This is a genomic window from Mucilaginibacter sp. UR6-1 (assembly GCF_020880975.1).
Taxonomy (GTDB): domain Bacteria; phylum Bacteroidota; class Bacteroidia; order Sphingobacteriales; family Sphingobacteriaceae; genus Mucilaginibacter.
Window position 1 is genome coordinate 100,998 of the sequence record NZ_JAJIWP010000003.1, and the last position, 16,594, is coordinate 117,591.

The following is a 16,594-nucleotide window of genomic DNA, read 5'->3' on the forward strand; positions in this document are numbered from 1 at the left end:
TGCTGTAATTCATTTTCGCTATCAGGTGGGAGCGCTTTAATTTCACTGATAGTTTGTTAGAGGCGCTTCATGTTAACCTGATATTATATTTAATGATGACCTCATAAAAAAACAGTATAAAATGGACTATTTATGGCTAAAGTATAAGTCAAGCATGACTTGGCCTAATATTAACCGCAAGTAGCTATGCAATACTGATCAGTTTAAACTTACTTTGAGGGTGCATAGGCACCTGTGGACAACCATGTTAACCAGGCTTTTTTAAATTCGGCATGGCTCATTGGAGGAAGCTTACGGCCTTCGCCGGGGTTCCAGCCCGACAGTACCAGGCCATCATCAGCATGTTCAATTAGTTTTTTTAAATCCTTGTTCCCGTTCTGTTTGGGGTCAATAAGTTGTTTGGCCAGTTGCCTTGGCGTTCTGCCCTGGAAAACCATACGCATATTGGCCGGAGGCAAATGCCAGTTCGGGTTTCCGGGAGGCGTATGCAACCCCGGTGTATTGGTGGCCTGGTGACAGTTTGAACACTTCATGGCATACACGCCTTTCCCGTCAATGCCCCGTTTAGGCCCCATGGTATGTAAGTGGCTGTCATCTCCTTGTAAAGGCACGTCTCCTGATGGGTGACAGTTCATGCAACGGGCACTCATCAACACCGTATAAACCTTTTTAAATGCTTTTACTGAAGCAACACTATCCTTACGTACCACTAATTGCCCCGCATTATTGGGAGTTTCTGTTTTAAATGACAGTATAATTAAAGATAAGGTGAATAATATGAAGCTAAAGACGATCAATTTTTTCATGCTTGCTCGGTTAATTTATGGTTCATTACAGGAAGATTATAGATGCGTTTACCGGTTGCAGCAAAAACTGCATTAGCAATTGCCGGCGCAGTTGGCGGTACGGCACATTCTCCTGCTCCGCCCATTTTGCCGTTACTTTCAACTATGTAAACATTGATCTCGGGTGTCTCGTTCATGCGGGCAATCTTATAATCATAAAAGTTATTTTGCTGTAGTTTGCCCCCCTCCAGGGTAAGCTCGCCGTAAAGCGCCATGGTTAAACCAAAAATGATACCGCTTTCTGATTGTGCTTTAACGCCTTCAGGGTTAACGGCTAATCCACAGTCAATGGCGCAGTCTATTTTATGCACTTTTACCTGCCCGTTCAGGATGCTTACTTCGGCTATGGTAGCCACAAAGCTCCCAAACGCCTCCGTAACGGCAACACCTTTGTAACGTCCTTTAGGCAACGCTTTTTTCCAGTTGCCTTTTTCGGTAACCAAATTTAATGCAGCCAAATGGCGGGGGTGTTCTTTGAAAAAACTTCTCCGGTATTCAACCGGGTCCTGACCGGCGTTATGGGCCAGCTCGTCCATCATGGTTTCCATTACATAAGCTGTATGGGTGTGCCCTACCGAACGGAACCACAGTACCGGTACAACCTCGTCTGTGTTATGCAGCCCAACAAAATGATCGGGTACGCTGGTAAGGTACGGCGAACCCTTTACACCTTCAACCGAAGTATCGTCAATAGGGTTTTGAGGGGGGCCGAATGCAGGAGTTGCCGCTTTCATGATGGATTGACCAACGATGTTATGTTTCCAGGCGATAGGCATGCCCTTACTATCAAGCCCCGTAGTAACGTTATGTACAAAAAATGGCCGGTAGTGTCCGCTTTTCATATCGTCTTCGCGGCTCCACACCATTTTTATTGGCTTACCACAGGCCTTTGCAATATGCACGGCTTCTGAAACAAAGTCGGTAGCGGGCGTTGCTCTGCGGCCAAATCCACCACCCAAAAACGGAATATTGATCTTCACCTTTTCGGGTGCCAAACCAAGTATTTTGGCCGCCGCGGCCTGTTCGCCTCCCGGCAACTGCGTGCCTGTCCATATCTCACAACTATCTTTATCAATTTTTACCGTACAGTTCAATGGTTCCATAGGTGCATGGGCAAGGTAAGGAAACACATATTCTGCTTTGATCACCTTGGCTGATTTTGCCAGGGCAATGGCTACATCCCCTTTTTGCTGAGCAGTTAAGCCATTAGTAGCTGCCAGCTTTTTATATGCCGCAGTTTGTTTAACTGTAGATAGCTGGGCACCCACGCCATCTTCCCATATTATTTGCAGCGCTTTTTTACCTTGCTGCGCTGCGTAATAATGGTCGGCAATTACAGCAACCCCGGTAGGTATTTCAACTACTTGCCTAACACCTTTTACCGCCCTGGCTTTACCGGCATCGAATGATTTTACTTTGCCACCAAAAACCGGCGCATGCGCAACCACGGCTGTCAGCAATCCCGGAAAATGAATATCCATGCCAAATATAGCCTCGCCATTCGTTTTCACGGCTGCATCTAAACGCTTAGTGCTTTTGCCAATATATTTCCAGTCAGCCGGGGTGCGTAACGGAACTTTTGAAGGAACAGGTAGCAGCGCCGCATCGGCAGCCAGTTCGCCATAGGTATATTTCTTTCCTCCGGCAATAACAGTACCCTTTTCTGTTTTACAGTTTTGCAGGGCAACGCCCGAGCGTCTGGCGGCGGCCTGGGTTAACAATATCCTTGCTGTTGCACCGGCATTGCGGTATCGGTCAAACTCCGACCATGTGGTTGATGATCCGCCGGTGATCTGTACGCCGTAAACATTATGGTTATATGCTTTGTCTGCACCGCTGTGTTTAACAGTTATCTGCTCAAGGTCAACGTCCAGTTCTTCTGCCAGCAGCATGGGCAGCGTGGTCCAGATGCCTTGCCCCATTTCTACGTGACTTAAAACTACCGTAATTGAATTATCTGTGCCGATGTTTAAAAATGCATTGGGGGTAAAAGCAACACCCTCGGCAGCCTCATTTAAAGCAGCTAATTTATTGGCCACCGGTATTTTAAATGAAATAAGTAATCCGCCACCTAAAAGTGCACCGGATTGAATAAAATTGCGCCTGTTCATGATTTAGCTCCTTCCTGCTGCATTTTTGCAGCCTGATGAATGGCCGCTCTTATCCGGGGATAAGTGCCGCACCGGCATATATTGCCAGACATGGCATCGTCAATATCCTGATCTGTAGGGTTAGGGTTTTCACGCAGCAATACCGCAGCCGACATTAACTGGCCTGACTGGCAGTAACCGCACTGAGGAACATCAAATTCAACCCATGCCTTTTGCAAAACATGGTTATTATTGACTGAAAGACCTTCGATTGTGGTAATTTGCTGGCCGGCGGCTCTGCTAACTTTGGTTACGCACGATCGAACGGCTTCTCCGTTAAGGTGCACCGTGCATGCGCCGCACTGTGCAACACCGCATCCAAACTTGGTGCCGGTCATACCTAAAATGTCACGGATCACCCACAACAGGGGCATATCCGGATCTGCATCGATCTGCCGTTGAACTCCGTTTATCGTCAAACTTACCATTGCATCTGTTATATTAAACCTCTTAAACCAAATGTTAAATATACGAAGCAGATCATCGTTTGAGTTACACTAATCAAACCATTACCTAAGAAATTCAAATACATAATGTGATAATTCATTTTTATTATCCTAACTGATCCGTTGTTAGCCAGCGCCGGCGCTAATTATTCTGTATTGATAGTTAAAAAGTTATCTTTTTAATTATCAATATCTGTATGTTTTACCAAAATTTGTTTGAAATCTTTATTGATTTGTTTGTTATTCATAAGCTTTTTTTACGCTCACTGCCGACCTTTGTGTAAAGGGATAATATGCTATCACACCTGCTTATAAAGGCTGTAAAAAGCGAGATGAGGTTTACCAAGAAACTTGCATCGTCGTTATCAAATCAATAACCATCTAATTTTTAATAATCAATCAAAATACAAAAATCATGAAAAATAATATTGAAGGTAAAGTAGTTGTAATTACAGGCGCAAGCAGTGGTTTAGGCGAAGCTGCAGCGAAACACTTGTCGGCACTTGGAGCAACAGTTGTATTGGGTGCCAGAAGAGCAGACAGAATAGCAAAACTTGCCGATGAGCTTACCAACAATGGGGGAAAAGCGCTGGCTATTGCTGCGGATGTAACAGAGTTGGACCAGGTAAAGAAACTGGTTGATTCAGCCGTTGAAAAATTTGGGCGGGTAGACGTAATAATCAACAATGCAGGCATCATGCCCCTATCGCCGATAGATCGCCTTAATGTTGACGAGTGGAACAAGATGATCGATGTAAACATCAAAGGCGTGCTTAACGGTATAGCCGCCGTGCTCCCTTATATGAAAGAGCAGAAATCAGGTCAGATCATCAATACCTCTTCTGTTGCGGGCCATAAAATATTTGCCGGCTCTGCCGTTTATTCTGCTACCAAATTTGCGGTTCGCGCTTTAACCGAAGGCTTACGGATGGAGGTAAAGCCTTATAATATCCGCACAAGTATAGTTTGTCCCGGTGCTGTTAAAACAGAACTGCTGGAGCATATTACTGAAGTGGATATACAGCAGGCTAACCAGGATTATGTAGGGTCTGTTGGCATCAGTCCTGATAGTTTTGCGCGTGTGGTTGCCTTTGCCATCAGCCAGCCTGAGGATGTGGATATCAATGAAGTTATCTTCCGTCCTACATCTCAGGAACTTTAAAATCAGCCCTGCTGCTAACTTGCATAATCCGAGGCAAGCGGCTATAACAAACTGCCTGACCAACTTTCATAAGCATATTGATAGTTGGCCGGGCATATTTAAATTTGTTCAATAAAAAATTCAATCAGGGCTATTTTTCGGTCAATTTTATAGTCCCTTTAATTTTCAGAATTGAATCCATCGTCTGTTCGTATCGCACCGAATTGTACAGCCCCTTCTTTTGCACACATGGTTTGCTAATCTTAATCATTGGTTTGAAATCCTTAAACAGCGAAGTTTCAATACAACTAAATTTGCAGTATGAAAGATGTTTTCCAGAGGCTAAGCGCGGGTGAACTTGTTTTGTTAGATGACCCTGAATTTTATAAGGTGAATGAAATTGTCGCCACTACGCAGGCATTAAGCCCGGTTATGAATGCCGCTACCAGTATTGATGATGTCAGGACAAAGCTAAGCGATATCATCTGTTCAGAGATAGATGACACTACCACTATATTCGCACCCTTTCATACTAATTTTGGCCGCGCTATAAAATTAGGTAAGCATGTTTTCATCAATCATGCCTGCTCTTTTTTAGATATGGGCGGTATTACGCTTGAAGATCATGTGCTTATTGGGCCGAGGGTGAATCTGGTCACTGAAAATCATCCGCTCGATCCGTCTACACGCAGGGGGCTTATCTGCAAACCCATTATTATTAAAAGAAACGCATGGGTTGGCGCAGGCGCAACCATATTGCCCGGTGTAACCATCGGCGAAAATACGGTAGTAGCGGCGGGCGCAGTAGTGAGTAAGGATGTACCGGATAATACGGTAGTTGGCGGCGTTCCTGCTAAAGCCATAAAATCAATTTAATAAATGTTATGAAAAATACGGTAATAGCAATAGCCGCGACAACGGTAATAATGGCTGTTGGATGCGAATCGAAAAATAATGTAGCACAAAATGCCATTTTCCCGAAAGGCGAACCTGGCCCTGCGGCCAATTTTACCGGTAAGGCCTGGAACACCGCATTGGTAGATAAAGACAGCACCTTTACCACCGTTGTTGGCAATGTTTACTTTGAGCCGGGAGCCCGCAGTAACTGGCACACACATCCGGGCGGACAAATATTGGTTATTACTGACGGGGTAGGTTATCACCAGATTAAAGGGCAACCTGTGCAGATTATCCGTAAAGGTGATGTTGTGAAATGCCCGCCTAATACACTGCACTGGCATGGTGCCAGCCGTGATACCGGTTTGCAGCAACTATACATTGTGCCTAATACAGAGAAAGGTGTTGTTGAATGGAAACAGGCGGTAACAGATGAAGAATATAAAGCAAAGCCTTGATTTTTGGAGTTTACCGAATATTTCAGGTATAGTGTCAAAAGATTGCCTGTTTTACGCTTTAGTGATTTTCAACTCACTGAAATAGAACATGACAGGCGCAAAACATCTACCTGCCTGGAATATGAAATGAATACGTAGTTAGCATTTGAAAATCTTAATTAACGGTTTGATTATCTTTAACTTTCAAAGTTATGCCATCCTAACTTTGCAGGATGAGATTAGGTTATTATTGTAAAAGGCAAGTTTAGCTGTGCTTAAAAGTTTTACCCCGCAATAATGATTTTAATGCCTCTCTTTTTGCTGATTTTTTTCAAATTATGCACATGCCGGGATCAGCAACCTCTCTCTGAATTAAGCAAGGAAACTCTCGGCTTCCTTTGGTATACGTGGCAGTCTTTAAAAAATGTGTGGTTAATAAAAACAATTATGAAAATAAATTTCAATAAATGGCTTGAATCATTATTGGAAAATGTAGGTAGGAACAGCGGATTAAGTAAAATGAATCCATTGGTCAATGCAGATAGTGATCTGAAAATTGATTAGTCCGGTGATTTCAGGATCTTGTCCGCATTACCGCTGCCAACAGGCTCAAACTGGCTGGTCTGTAATTTACTTTTCAACGAATTGGAGGATGCAACTTTTCACATTATAAAACCCGGCGATAGCATAATGTATGGGAATTTTTTGCGGGCGAGGTCAGGTGTAACCTTGATCATTGGCCAGGAGTTTTTCAGACCGAATGATTGCCCGTTGATAGATTGCGCTTTACTGCACTTGCAATCCCAAATCTGTTATCCGCTTACAGCTCTGCAGAAATATGATCTTTTATTAATCACCGAGAAGATTGAGGATGTATCAAGAGGCAGATATATTTTCAAGAATGAATATTTGCAGCAACTGTTACTGCAGGTTATGCATTTTGCTTTAAAAAATTTCAGTGCTTGCAAGCAGAACGATGTGTTAAAATCACCTGTAAAAAGCAGTTTGTCTCCCGTGATTTTTAACGACACGGTTTTTTTAGCGAATTAGTTACAACATCATGTAACCCGGAAATAAATAACCGTATGTTGTGCCCGGCTCTTTGCTAAAAGCCAGGATTCTCTCCGCCGGATCAAACCCTGGCTTAACATTGATACGAATATTCTTCAGCCAATCAATTCACTTACTTATTGCCTGTCAATCCTGTATAATCTCCCCTGGTCTGTAATGGCATAAAGCGCCTGATCAGGACCTTGTATAATATCTCTGAATCTTTGATTTTCAGCGGCCAGTAACCTTTCCTCCCCGGTAACACGGTTATTTTCAATTACCAGCCTGATAATATGCGTTTGGGTTAGAGAACACAGGAAAAGGTTATTTTGCCATTCCGGTATCCTGCTACCTGCATAAAACGTGATGCCGCTTGGTGACACCACCGGGTCCCAGTAATAAACAGGTTGCTCCATGCCATTTTGCTGCTGTATAGCTGCACCTACAGCCTGCCCGCTGTATTCTATGCCGTAACTGATCACGGGCCAGCCGTAATTAGCCCCGGGGCGCAGCCGGTTGATCTCATCGCCACCGCGCGGTCCGTGTTCGCTTTCCCAAATGTCACCGGTTACCGGGTGAATAGCCAGGCCCTGGGGATTACGATGCCCTATGGTATAAAGCTCCGGCAAGGCACCTGGTTGATTAAATGGCGGGTTTCCGGCGGCGGCTGTTCCATTAGTTGTTATGCGGATAACCTTACCTATACTACTATTTACAGATTGTGCTTCTATTCTTACTTCATTTGAAGTACGATCTCCAAAAGACACGAGCAGGTTTCCCATGGCATCAAAAATGATCCGTGAGCCATAATTGCTGGTTTGTGAAGATGGAGTGGTGGAGCTGTAGATAACGGTGGGTGATTCTATAGCGCTTTCATTAGTTGATAACCTCCCTCTGCCCACAGCTATGGCATTGCCGCCACCTACTGAACGGACATACGTCCAGTATATCATTCTGTTCGATTGGAAGTTCGGATCTACGGCTACATCCAGCAAACCGCCCTGACCCGAACTGTTTACAGCAGGAAACCCGGTTATAGGCGAACTAACAGTACCTGTTGAAGTAACTATGCGCATGTTGCCCGCTTTCTCCGTGATCAGGAAACGATCATCAGGAAGCGTAGCGATTCCCCACGGGGCAGTTAGGGAAGAGGTAATGACACTCGTTTGTATAGCAGTGGTTGTGCGGATGCCTGAAATCCTCGTTTGCCCGTCAAACGCCGGCCTGTAACTGGCGTTTGCACGGCCGGTTTCAACAGGGTTTACGCTTGTTGTAGGGTTAGTCTCGTTATCAGATGTTGCGTTATTTTTTGAACAGCTTGCCAGTGTAATCAAGCTAACAGCAAGTAAAGTGGTTATTTTGGGGCAAAAATTGATACTTGTTTTCATGATATGTTTTATAGATGATTCATTATCTGAGCTTACTCGTAAATAATGCCCTATGGTAGCACTGATATATTTCAGACTTAAGCCAAATACTCTGCAAATGGCATTTTTCTGAATCGTTTACCGGTTGCTGAAAATAAAGCATTCGCCAAAGCAGGCGCTACAGGAGGGAGGCCGGGCTCTCCTAATCCGGTTGGCGCTTCGTCACTTTGAACAAATTTCACGTCGATGGCTAAAGGAGCATCATTTATACGGAGGAACCTGTAAGCGTGAAAATTACTTTCGGCTACGGCTCCGTCTACAAATGTTATTTTGGGGAACATTGCGTGGCAAATACCGTCGACAATTGCACCCTCAACCTGGTTTTCAGCGCCGCTCAGGTTAATAACCCTGCTGCAGTTCACTGCACAGTACACCTTCATTACCTTAGGTTTGCCGCCGATCATTTTCAGATCAACAACCTGGGCTGCGTAAGAGCCAAAAGAAAACCAGGTAGCAAATCCCCTGTGTATGCCGTCAGGAGTAGCTCCCCAATTGCTCATTTTGGCTACCAGATCGATCACGCTTTTATATTTTTCAGGATCATATCCAAGGCGTCCGACGGGATCTGTTTTGGCCTTCGCTAATAATTGGAGACGATAGGCGACAGGATCCTTTTTCAAGGCCGAACATACCTCGTCCAGGAAACTTTCCGCTGCAAAGGCTAAGGTATTCGCACCCGGTGCCCTCCACCAGCCCGTTGGGGTATTACTTTTCAATCCTTGCCCTTCCGAACGATAGTTGGCCAGCGCGCCGGCCACATAACTATCCCCACGTGGGCCTCCGCCGATACCTACGCCTGACTGATGCCATCCGGTCAGGCCATCTTCGGTAAGTGCAGCACGATACCGGTACATTTCAGCAGGGCGATAGAAATCATTTTGCATATCGTCTTCACGCGTCCATTGTACCTGAACCGGGCTTTGCACCGCGGCGGAAATTAATGCTGCTTCGAGGCCGTTGTCAGACATTAACTTACGCCCGAATCCGCCGCCCTGGCGTGGCACGCCAACCGTAATGTTTTTTTCGGGAATGCCCAAAGCTTTTGAAACTTCGTTTCTAACCTGCCCCGGAACCTGTGTCGGGCCATACAGTTCCGCTTTCCCGTTCTGCACATCAGCAAAAAAATTAAGCGGCTCCATTTGTCCGTGAGATAGCGCAGGCAACTCATAGGTCACATCCAGTACTTTACTTGCACTTTGCATAGCAGCTTGCACATCACCGTCATTTCTTGCTGCGGATGGTGCGCCTTTGTCCAGCATTTCTTTAAAGGCAGCAAAGTGTTCGGCGCTGTTTTCCAGTTTTTCTGTTGCGTTCCACCGGATAACCAGCGCTTCGCGTCCTTTTTTAGCTGCCCATGTTGAAGCCGCAACAACGGCTACCGAATTTTTAAGTTTAATAACATGCTTAACACCGCTTACTTTGCGGGCTGCAGTATCATCAACCGATGCCAGTGTTTTTCCGTAAGCCGGTGGCCGGGCAACCATGGCAAATAACATACCTTCACGGCGTGTGTCAATGCCATAAAGAGGCTTGCCCGTGGTTATCTTATGCGCATCCACATCTGTAATGCGGGTACCGATGAGTTTAAAATCCTTAGTTGCTTTTAGCGCGGGGCTGGACGGCACGGGCATAGTGGCCGCTTTTGAAGCCAGTTCGCCATAGGTTAATTTCTTCCCGCTGGGTTTATGCAGCACTTCTCCATTATCTGCTATACATTCTGTAGCAGGCACGTTCCATGTTTGGGCGGCGGCAGCTACAAGCATCTCGCGGGCGGTGGCGCCCGCTGTACGCAAGGCAGTAAACCTGCCCCTCACAGATCCGCTTCCCCCCGCTGTTTGCCTGCCAAATTTAGCATCAAGCGGTGCCAGTTCAACCTTTACCTTTCTCCAGTCAACGGCGAGTTCCTCGGCCACAATAACCGGCAACGATGTTTTAACGCCCTGGCCGATCTCAGGATTTGGTGCAAGTAATACGATGGTATTGTCAGAGCCTATCCTGATGAACATGTTAAGATCAAAAGAAGAATCGACCGCAGTATCCGCCTTAACAGCCTGGTTCAGGAAAGAAAAGCTCAGCAGCATTCCCCCGGTTGATATGCCGGAGACTTTAAGAAAATGCCTTCTCGATATAGTTGGTTTCATGTTACTTTGCTTTGTTTTTTTTAGCTGCTAAATGGATGGCTTTTCGTATCCTGACAAAAGTTCCGCACCGGCAGATGTTTCCGCCCATGGCATTATCGATATCTTCGTCGCTTGGATGCGGGTTTTCTTTCAACAGTACTGCGGCAGACATGATCTGGCCGGATTGGCAATAACCGCACTGGGCAACATCTAACTCTTCCCAGGCTTGCTGCAACGGATGGTCGCCAGTTGAACTTAACCCTTCAATAGTGACAATCTTGCGGGTGCCCACACCCGAAACCGGGAGCACACATGAACGGGCAGCCTGTCCGTCAACATGAACAGTACAAGCACCACATTGTGCCATACCGCAACCAAATTTGGTCCCTACCAGGTTTAAATGGTCGCGCAGGACCCAAAGTAAGAGGGTATCAGCATCTGCTTCTGCTGATAATAAATTTCCATTGACAGAGAGCGTATATTTGGGCATGATCCTTTAATGTTTTAGAATATATTAACCGAGTTAGAATCCGGGTTGTTTTTTTATTCATAAAACTATCATTTAGGAGTTGTTTAGCCATAAAGAAAATCAAACAAAACGCTGCAATTTTCAAACACTGCTAAAAGCATGACTTTTGTGCTGATGAATGCTATGTATGAATAATATATATCAATCGTTGTTCAGGTATTTTATTTCCATTGATGCGTTTCGCCCTCAAATACTTCCTTCCTCCAGATAGGCAGTTCCTTTTTAACCATGCTCCGCACACCGATCAGTGATCACTTCGGTTATACTGCCGAAGTTGATAATATTAATCTCCATATTTTTTAAAAGCCTGGTAATCCTGTTCGGTGTCAATATCGATAACGCCTTCGGGGAAGGGGATAACGAGTAGGTCATCCGGGTGGGTGATCGCTATTTTCTTAGCACCTTCATCTCCTTTCAAATTTTTAAGGTGATCAAAATAGGCTCTTTTAAATAGTATCGGCACACCGATGGTATGGCCATAGCCGCTTGCTATGATATTGCGGTCAGACGCTTTGGCCGTATCCACCATTAACTGTAAGAAGCCGGCATTTGCAAATGGCTGATCACAGACCATAAATAGCACGGCCCGGAGCTTCAGGTCGTCAGATAACTGGCATATCGCTTTCCGTACAGACGATGCAATTCCTTCCACCCACTCCGCGTTATGCAAAATTGTTGGCTCCAGATGATCAATGGTACCGGCTATAGCCTCATGATCAGCGCCCAACACAACAACCACATTATGGCTGACCTGCTGAGCATTGATCACTGCTTGTTGCAGCAAGGTCAGATCTTTGACGATTAAATTCTGCTTTGCCCTGCCCAGCCTGCTGGATGCACCCGCGGCTAATATGACTATACTTAACATTTTTAATTCTCCGCCTTTAGTGATTTTGAACTTCTGTACGTTTATGAACAAGCACTTTTTCTTTTAGGGGCCTACCATCGCGTTGCTTCATAACGGACTGAATTTCGGCAACAATAGAAAGGGCTATTTCTTCGGCGTTCTCTGAACCTAAATCCAAGCCTGCCGGCCCATGCAGGTTTTCGGGTATTTTTGCGGATAGTAAAGATGAAGTTAGTTCTTCGATCATCCGGTCGAGCCGTTTTTTGGGGCCTAATACCCCAATATAGGGCGGGTTTAATGGCAGTAACTGTTCCAGCAATGCCAGATCGTAATTATAATTATGGGTCATCAACATAAAAACCGTGCGTTCGTCCGGTTGTAATTCTTTCATTACCGCTTCCGGTTTTGCAATGATCCGCTTGTCGGCTATTGGGAATCTTTCAGGGGTGTTGTAATTGGCCCGGCCATCGGCAAGGGTAACGGTCCAACCTAAAACCTTGGCTATTTCAACAAGAGGCAAAGCATCGTTTCCTGCCCCTGCGATAATGAGTGATACCGCAGGTTCCAGCAGTTCAATAAAGCAGGTATAGCCGTTTTTATAAACGTAGGTTTTATGATCCCGGTTACCCTCCTGAAGCACGTGTACCGCATCGTTTAAAATTTCTTCGGACATGATCTCGTGGTTCAGTTCACCTGTAACATGCCCCCCTCTTTCAACCAGCATGCATGTGCCGAATTGCGTTTTCTGCCGGTCATCCATGTTAAAAACAGTGATTAGCACAGCAGGATCACGTTTGCTCAAAAACGAACGGAGCAAACGGATAGGGGTTAATGGCTCCCCGGCATTGATCGGTTCGATAAGTATCTGGATGATGCCGTTGCAACCCAGGCCTACACCCAGTTTGGCATCGTCTTCATCAGTGGTATCGTAAGTAACCAGCATGGCTTTTTGCTGGCTTATCACCAGCCGGGCTTTGCGCAAAGCATCTCCCTCCAGGCAACCACCACTAATTGCCCCGGTCAACTCACCATCTTCAGTAACCAGCATTCGCGCACCGGCCCTGCGGTACGAAGATCCTTCAACCTGTACCACGGTTGCCAGTGCCGCTTTTTTTCCGAGTTTTTCTGCCTGGTCAAAAGCTTTTATGATTGCTGTAAGCTCTTTCATGTTGGGTTATAATTTCGTGAATGCCATTTTTGTTTAGCCTCCTAATGAAGACATCGAGGTGTGAATATTTGATCCGCTCAATTTTTCTGCTTCAAACCCATCCCTGGCCCGATAACTCAGGGCTTGTTGTATCGCTTCTTTGATATCTATGACATCGGCACCATTACGGATCAGATCACGCAGGTTTGCAACCGGCGGCCCGTACAGGCAGGTTCGCAATTCGCCTGTTGCTGATAACCTTACACGGTTACAGGTACCGCAAAAAGTTCGGCTGAATGATGGGATAATGCCGAAGGTTCCCTGGTAGCCATTAACCCGGTAATTAACTGAAGTAGAATTAACAGGATCAATAAGAGGAATGATGGCTGCCTCATGCAACCTGATATGGTCATAGATCCTTTGATGGTCCCACATCATCCTTTCATTACTTTCTGCACTTCCATTAAACGGCATTTCCTCTAAAAAGCGCACCGATAGCGGATAATCTTTAGTTAGTTTAACAAAAGGCATAATATCTTCTACATTCTTGTTTTCAGCCACTACGCAATTCAGTTTTACTTCAAACCCATTTTGCAGCAAATCAAAGATACCTTTATAAACCTGTTGAAAACAGTCCCGGCGGGTGATACTGAAAAAGCGAACCGGGTCAAGAGAATCCAGGCTGATATTGATCTTGCGGATGCCCATCTCTTTTAATGCAGACTGATGCTTAGCTGACAAAGTGCCATTAGAGGTAATGGTAATTTCTTCCGGTTTACTTAAAGCGGATAAGCGGTAGAGGAAAGGTATAATTCCGTTGCGAACAAAAGGCTCACCACCGGTAATACGGATTTTTTTGATACCAAGCTGCACAAAAATGGCGGCGAGGTCATACATTTCCTGGAATGAAAGCAGTTCTGTACGCGGTGCAAAATTGATCCCTTTTTCAGGCATACAGTAATAACACCGGAAGTTACAGCGGTCCGTTACCGATAGCCGCAGGTAATCCAGCTTTCTCCCGTATTGATCAATTAATTGGGTTCCGCTCATGTATATTTTATAATTTATAGGTAAGGGTAGTATAATATAACCCGCCAATATAAGGTCCGCCCAGATACGAGTTGTAATAATGGTTAAGCAGGTTGGTAGCTCCGAGTTTTACATTCAGATGCTCCTTTAAAAAGTCATAATTAGCCTGTGCATCTATATTGCCGTAAGCCTTAACATCGCCGTTTACCAAAAACGACTGCCAGTAGAAACTGCTTTGGTGTTTGTAAGTGACGTTAAAACTCAGGCTGCTGACCACATGCTCACCACCAAAGGAAACATTGGTGATCCAGTTCGGGGTATTAAAACCATCCTCAAACCCGTCCGAATTGTTGGTGCGGCTTAATTTAGCGTAAGCAACGTTACCGCCAAGTGTGTATTTATTTATAAACAGGTAACTTAAACCCAGGCTGCCACCATAGTTGTATACCACGCTGCGCGAATTGGTATAAATGCGGTAGCGGCTTTGCTGGCTCCGGTTATTCAGGTAGTAGGGTATCGAATCCGGCCGGGTGGTGCCCGGAACGTTCATCTCGATCTGCGCGATGAAGTTGTTATACTTATTGTAATATACGTCAGCATCTACTTTTAATGTGCGTGAAAGGAAAATGCCTTTATAACCCAGCTCAAGGGATTTGATGTGTTCCGGTTGGAGGTAACTGTAATAGTTTTTGACGAGCAAACCTTTTTCCTGTTCGATAGCCTGCGCCGTCGTTAGTCCGCCATTATTAAAGTCGTTGGTTACCGCGGCCTGGAAACGATCAATAGAACTGCGAAGGTAGGCGTTTTCAAATACGCCGTTGGACATGACCCTCAACCCGCCAACCCGCCTGACGCCGCCACTATTAACATTGGAGTAAGCCTCAAAAATGCTGGGAAAACGGGAACCGCTTTGGTATGACATGCGGACGCTCTGATGATCATCCGGGGTCAACACTGCCGTAAATCGGGGGTTATATTTGACCCGGAAATAATCGTTCTTGTCTGCTCGCAGGGTTGCGGTCAGTTTCAGCATCTCGTGAAATAAGTTTTTGCCTACCTGTACAAAGCCGCCGGTTTTACCATAGGAAAAGGTCTTGTTTGGATCACCGCCTACCGGGTTCACAAAATAGTTACCGTCCGGCTGGATAATATAGGCCTGATAATCCATCCCGGCCAGTAATTCCAGGCCGGTATGCTGCCTGAAGTTGCCGCCAAGGGCTTTAGTAATATCTACCTGGGCTTCTCCATGTACCAGGTCATCTTTTACGCGCAGTGCAGCACCTTGGTCCCAGTTATTAATATCGGCCAGTTCATTCAATGTGTTTTGAAACGCGGTTGTACCCGGCTGTAACCTGCCGCGATCAGCAGCAAGCCTTGCCTGGTTAAGTGCTTGTATGGTTGAGGTTCCGGCTACGCCTGTGGCGCTGTTAAACGCGGTGGTGTAATCGGTATACCAGTTATCATCTGTTTTGAAACGGCGGTCCATATTTTCGGAGGCTGAACGCAGGTTGTATGACTTGCCGGTATTTTCGCTGGTTACAAAAGCACGCGCCTGGAAAATGTCGTTCATTATTTCGACAGCATGTTGTTGCAGCACATAATTTTTCAGCGCAAACCGGTTGGCACGCTGGTAAACATTGTCCAGGTTGGCTAAACGATAAGTATAGCTAATTGTAGTTTTCGGGCTTAGCTTGTAATAGAGGCCAAGGTCGGCTTTAATGTTCCGGATATTGTAATCGGTTACATCCTGTTCGGCATAGCCGGTTCGGGCTACCACATAACGCCTTCCTTGTAGCGTGATAGTGCGGCGGTTTGATGATTCGTTGCCGTAACCGTTAACCGGGTCATAGGCAGGGTTATCAATGCCGCCGGGTATGTTAACCCCCGCATTGGCATTTGGGTTCAGGTCTGTCCGGTTATCGGCTATCCAGTCATACCCTTTGGTGTAAGTAGCATTGATCTTAAAGGCGAAACGATCGGATAACTTTTCAGCGATCCTTAAACTGGTTTCTGAAAAAGGTTTGACATTGGAATTGTTATCGCCTACATGGTTGATGCCTGTTTTTTGCTGTATAGTAATACCTGTACTGGTGAACGGGTTTTTGGTAATAAAGTTGGCCAGGCCGTTAACGGCATTCAGTCCATATAAGGCCGATGCTGTTCCGGGAATGATCTCTACCCGTTCGATATCCAGATCGCTTGGCCCCATGGCGTTGCCTATTGGCGCGCCGATGTGCGGTGCCTGGTTATCAATACCATCAACCAGTTGAGTAAAGCGAACATTGGTGGTATTTGCAAAGCCGCGGGTGTTAATGATCTTGAAACCTAAACTGGGTGTAAGCATCTGCACGCCCTTTACATTTTCAAGCGCGTCAAAGAATGAGGGCGAAGCAGTGCTTTTAAAATACTTAGCGTTTATATTCTCGATGCTTACCGGGGATTTCAGAATACTCTCTTCAGTACGCGAAGCTGAAACGACAACCTCGTCTAAGTGATGCACCCAATTAGAATCTACTTTTTTCGCCGTGT

Annotated in this window: 13 protein-coding genes; 3 read left to right on the forward strand and 10 right to left on the reverse strand. The window is 45.6% G+C overall.

Annotation, left to right across the window (positions count from 1 at the left end; all coding sequences use genetic code 11):
* Nucleotides 1–209 precede the first annotated feature (209 nt).
* The 3 genes from LJ707_RS10895 to LJ707_RS10905 are packed head-to-tail and all read right to left on the reverse strand — an operon-like array spanning nucleotide 210 to nucleotide 3,423.
* Nucleotides 210–806: a hypothetical protein gene (locus tag LJ707_RS10895; RefSeq protein ID WP_228950862.1), complete on the reverse strand. Its 597-nt coding sequence runs from the start codon at nucleotides 804–806 to the stop codon at nucleotides 210–212.
* Complete coding sequence (locus LJ707_RS10900; RefSeq protein ID WP_228950863.1) at nucleotides 803–2,956, reverse strand: xanthine dehydrogenase family protein molybdopterin-binding subunit; 2,154 nt, start codon at nucleotides 2,954–2,956, stop codon at nucleotides 803–805. Before LJ707_RS10900 ends, LJ707_RS10895 begins: the two co-directional genes overlap by 4 nt.
* On the reverse strand, nucleotides 2,953–3,423 hold the full coding sequence (locus LJ707_RS10905) for a (2Fe-2S)-binding protein (protein WP_228950864.1): 471 nt from the start codon (nucleotides 3,421–3,423) through the stop codon (nucleotides 2,953–2,955). Before LJ707_RS10905 ends, LJ707_RS10900 begins: the two co-directional genes overlap by 4 nt.
* A gap of 433 nt (nucleotides 3,424–3,856) precedes the next feature.
* Between LJ707_RS10905 and LJ707_RS10910 the strand changes: the two genes are divergently transcribed.
* From LJ707_RS10910 to LJ707_RS10920, 3 genes are all read left to right on the forward strand, one after another.
* Entirely contained in the window at nucleotides 3,857–4,603 is a 747-nt protein-coding gene (locus LJ707_RS10910) for an SDR family oxidoreductase (protein WP_228950865.1), read from the forward strand.
* Between the two features lie 300 nt (nucleotides 4,604–4,903).
* Nucleotides 4,904–5,458, forward strand: coding sequence for a DapH/DapD/GlmU-related protein (locus LJ707_RS10915; protein ID WP_228950866.1), 555 nt, complete (start codon nucleotides 4,904–4,906; stop codon nucleotides 5,456–5,458).
* Nucleotides 5,459–5,466: 8 nt separating this feature from the next.
* A complete protein-coding gene (locus LJ707_RS10920; RefSeq protein WP_228950867.1) occupies nucleotides 5,467–5,937 on the forward strand; it encodes a cupin domain-containing protein in 471 nt (156 codons plus the stop codon).
* A gap of 1,166 nt (nucleotides 5,938–7,103) precedes the next feature.
* Here LJ707_RS10920 and LJ707_RS10925 read toward each other — a convergent pair.
* The 7 genes from LJ707_RS10925 to LJ707_RS10955 form a co-directional block, all read right to left on the reverse strand.
* A complete protein-coding gene (locus tag LJ707_RS10925; protein WP_228950868.1) occupies nucleotides 7,104–8,354 on the reverse strand; it encodes a PQQ-dependent sugar dehydrogenase in 1,251 nt (416 codons plus the stop codon).
* Between the two features lie 77 nt (nucleotides 8,355–8,431).
* Complete coding sequence (locus LJ707_RS10930) at nucleotides 8,432–10,534, reverse strand: molybdopterin cofactor-binding domain-containing protein (RefSeq protein WP_228950869.1); 2,103 nt, start codon at nucleotides 10,532–10,534, stop codon at nucleotides 8,432–8,434.
* A 1-nt stretch (nucleotide 10,535) separates the two neighbouring features.
* The gene (locus LJ707_RS10935) at nucleotides 10,536–11,003 is read right to left on the reverse strand and encodes a (2Fe-2S)-binding protein (RefSeq protein ID WP_228950870.1); all 468 of its coding nucleotides are present in this window, start codon (nucleotides 11,001–11,003) and stop codon (nucleotides 10,536–10,538) included.
* A 322-nt stretch (nucleotides 11,004–11,325) separates the two neighbouring features.
* Nucleotides 11,326–11,910, reverse strand: a complete 585-nt coding sequence (locus LJ707_RS10940) for an NTP transferase domain-containing protein (RefSeq protein WP_228950871.1) — start codon at nucleotides 11,908–11,910, stop codon at nucleotides 11,326–11,328.
* Between the two features lie 16 nt (nucleotides 11,911–11,926).
* Nucleotides 11,927–13,057, reverse strand: a complete 1,131-nt coding sequence (locus tag LJ707_RS10945; protein WP_228950872.1) for an XdhC family protein — start codon at nucleotides 13,055–13,057, stop codon at nucleotides 11,927–11,929.
* 33 nt (nucleotides 13,058–13,090) lie between these two features.
* Nucleotides 13,091–14,086 carry a GTP 3',8-cyclase MoaA gene (gene moaA, locus LJ707_RS10950; protein ID WP_228950873.1) on the reverse strand — a complete coding sequence of 332 codons (996 nt, stop codon included), beginning with the start codon at nucleotides 14,084–14,086 and terminating at the stop codon, nucleotides 13,091–13,093.
* 7 nt (nucleotides 14,087–14,093) lie between these two features.
* Nucleotides 14,094–16,565, reverse strand: a complete 2,472-nt coding sequence (locus LJ707_RS10955; protein ID WP_228950874.1) for a TonB-dependent receptor domain-containing protein — start codon at nucleotides 16,563–16,565, stop codon at nucleotides 14,094–14,096.
* Between the last annotated feature and the right edge of the window lie 29 nt (nucleotides 16,566–16,594).

Bases quoted from the DNA above. Each gene is read 5' to 3' on its own strand.
- LJ707_RS10895 (WP_228950862.1), bottom strand. From the start codon at position 806: ATGAAAAAATTGATCGTCTTTAGCTTCATATTATTCACCTTATCTTTA.
- LJ707_RS10900 (WP_228950863.1), bottom strand. From the start codon at position 2,956: ATGAACAGGCGCAATTTTATTCAATCCGGTGCACTTTTAGGTGGCGGA.
- LJ707_RS10905 (WP_228950864.1), bottom strand. From the start codon at position 3,423: ATGGTAAGTTTGACGATAAACGGAGTTCAACGGCAGATCGATGCAGAT.
- LJ707_RS10910 (WP_228950865.1), top strand. From the start codon at position 3,857: ATGAAAAATAATATTGAAGGTAAAGTAGTTGTAATTACAGGCGCAAGC.
- LJ707_RS10915 (WP_228950866.1), top strand. From the start codon at position 4,904: ATGAAAGATGTTTTCCAGAGGCTAAGCGCGGGTGAACTTGTTTTGTTA.
- LJ707_RS10920 (WP_228950867.1), top strand. From the start codon at position 5,467: ATGAAAAATACGGTAATAGCAATAGCCGCGACAACGGTAATAATGGCT.
- LJ707_RS10925 (WP_228950868.1), bottom strand. From the start codon at position 8,354: ATGAAAACAAGTATCAATTTTTGCCCCAAAATAACCACTTTACTTGCT.
- LJ707_RS10930 (WP_228950869.1), bottom strand. From the start codon at position 10,534: ATGAAACCAACTATATCGAGAAGGCATTTTCTTAAAGTCTCCGGCATA.
- LJ707_RS10935 (WP_228950870.1), bottom strand. From the start codon at position 11,003: ATGCCCAAATATACGCTCTCTGTCAATGGAAATTTATTATCAGCAGAA.
- LJ707_RS10940 (WP_228950871.1), bottom strand. From the start codon at position 11,910: ATGTTAAGTATAGTCATATTAGCCGCGGGTGCATCCAGCAGGCTGGGC.
- LJ707_RS10945 (WP_228950872.1), bottom strand. From the start codon at position 13,057: ATGAAAGAGCTTACAGCAATCATAAAAGCTTTTGACCAGGCAGAAAAA.
- moaA (WP_228950873.1), bottom strand. From the start codon at position 14,086: ATGAGCGGAACCCAATTAATTGATCAATACGGGAGAAAGCTGGATTAC.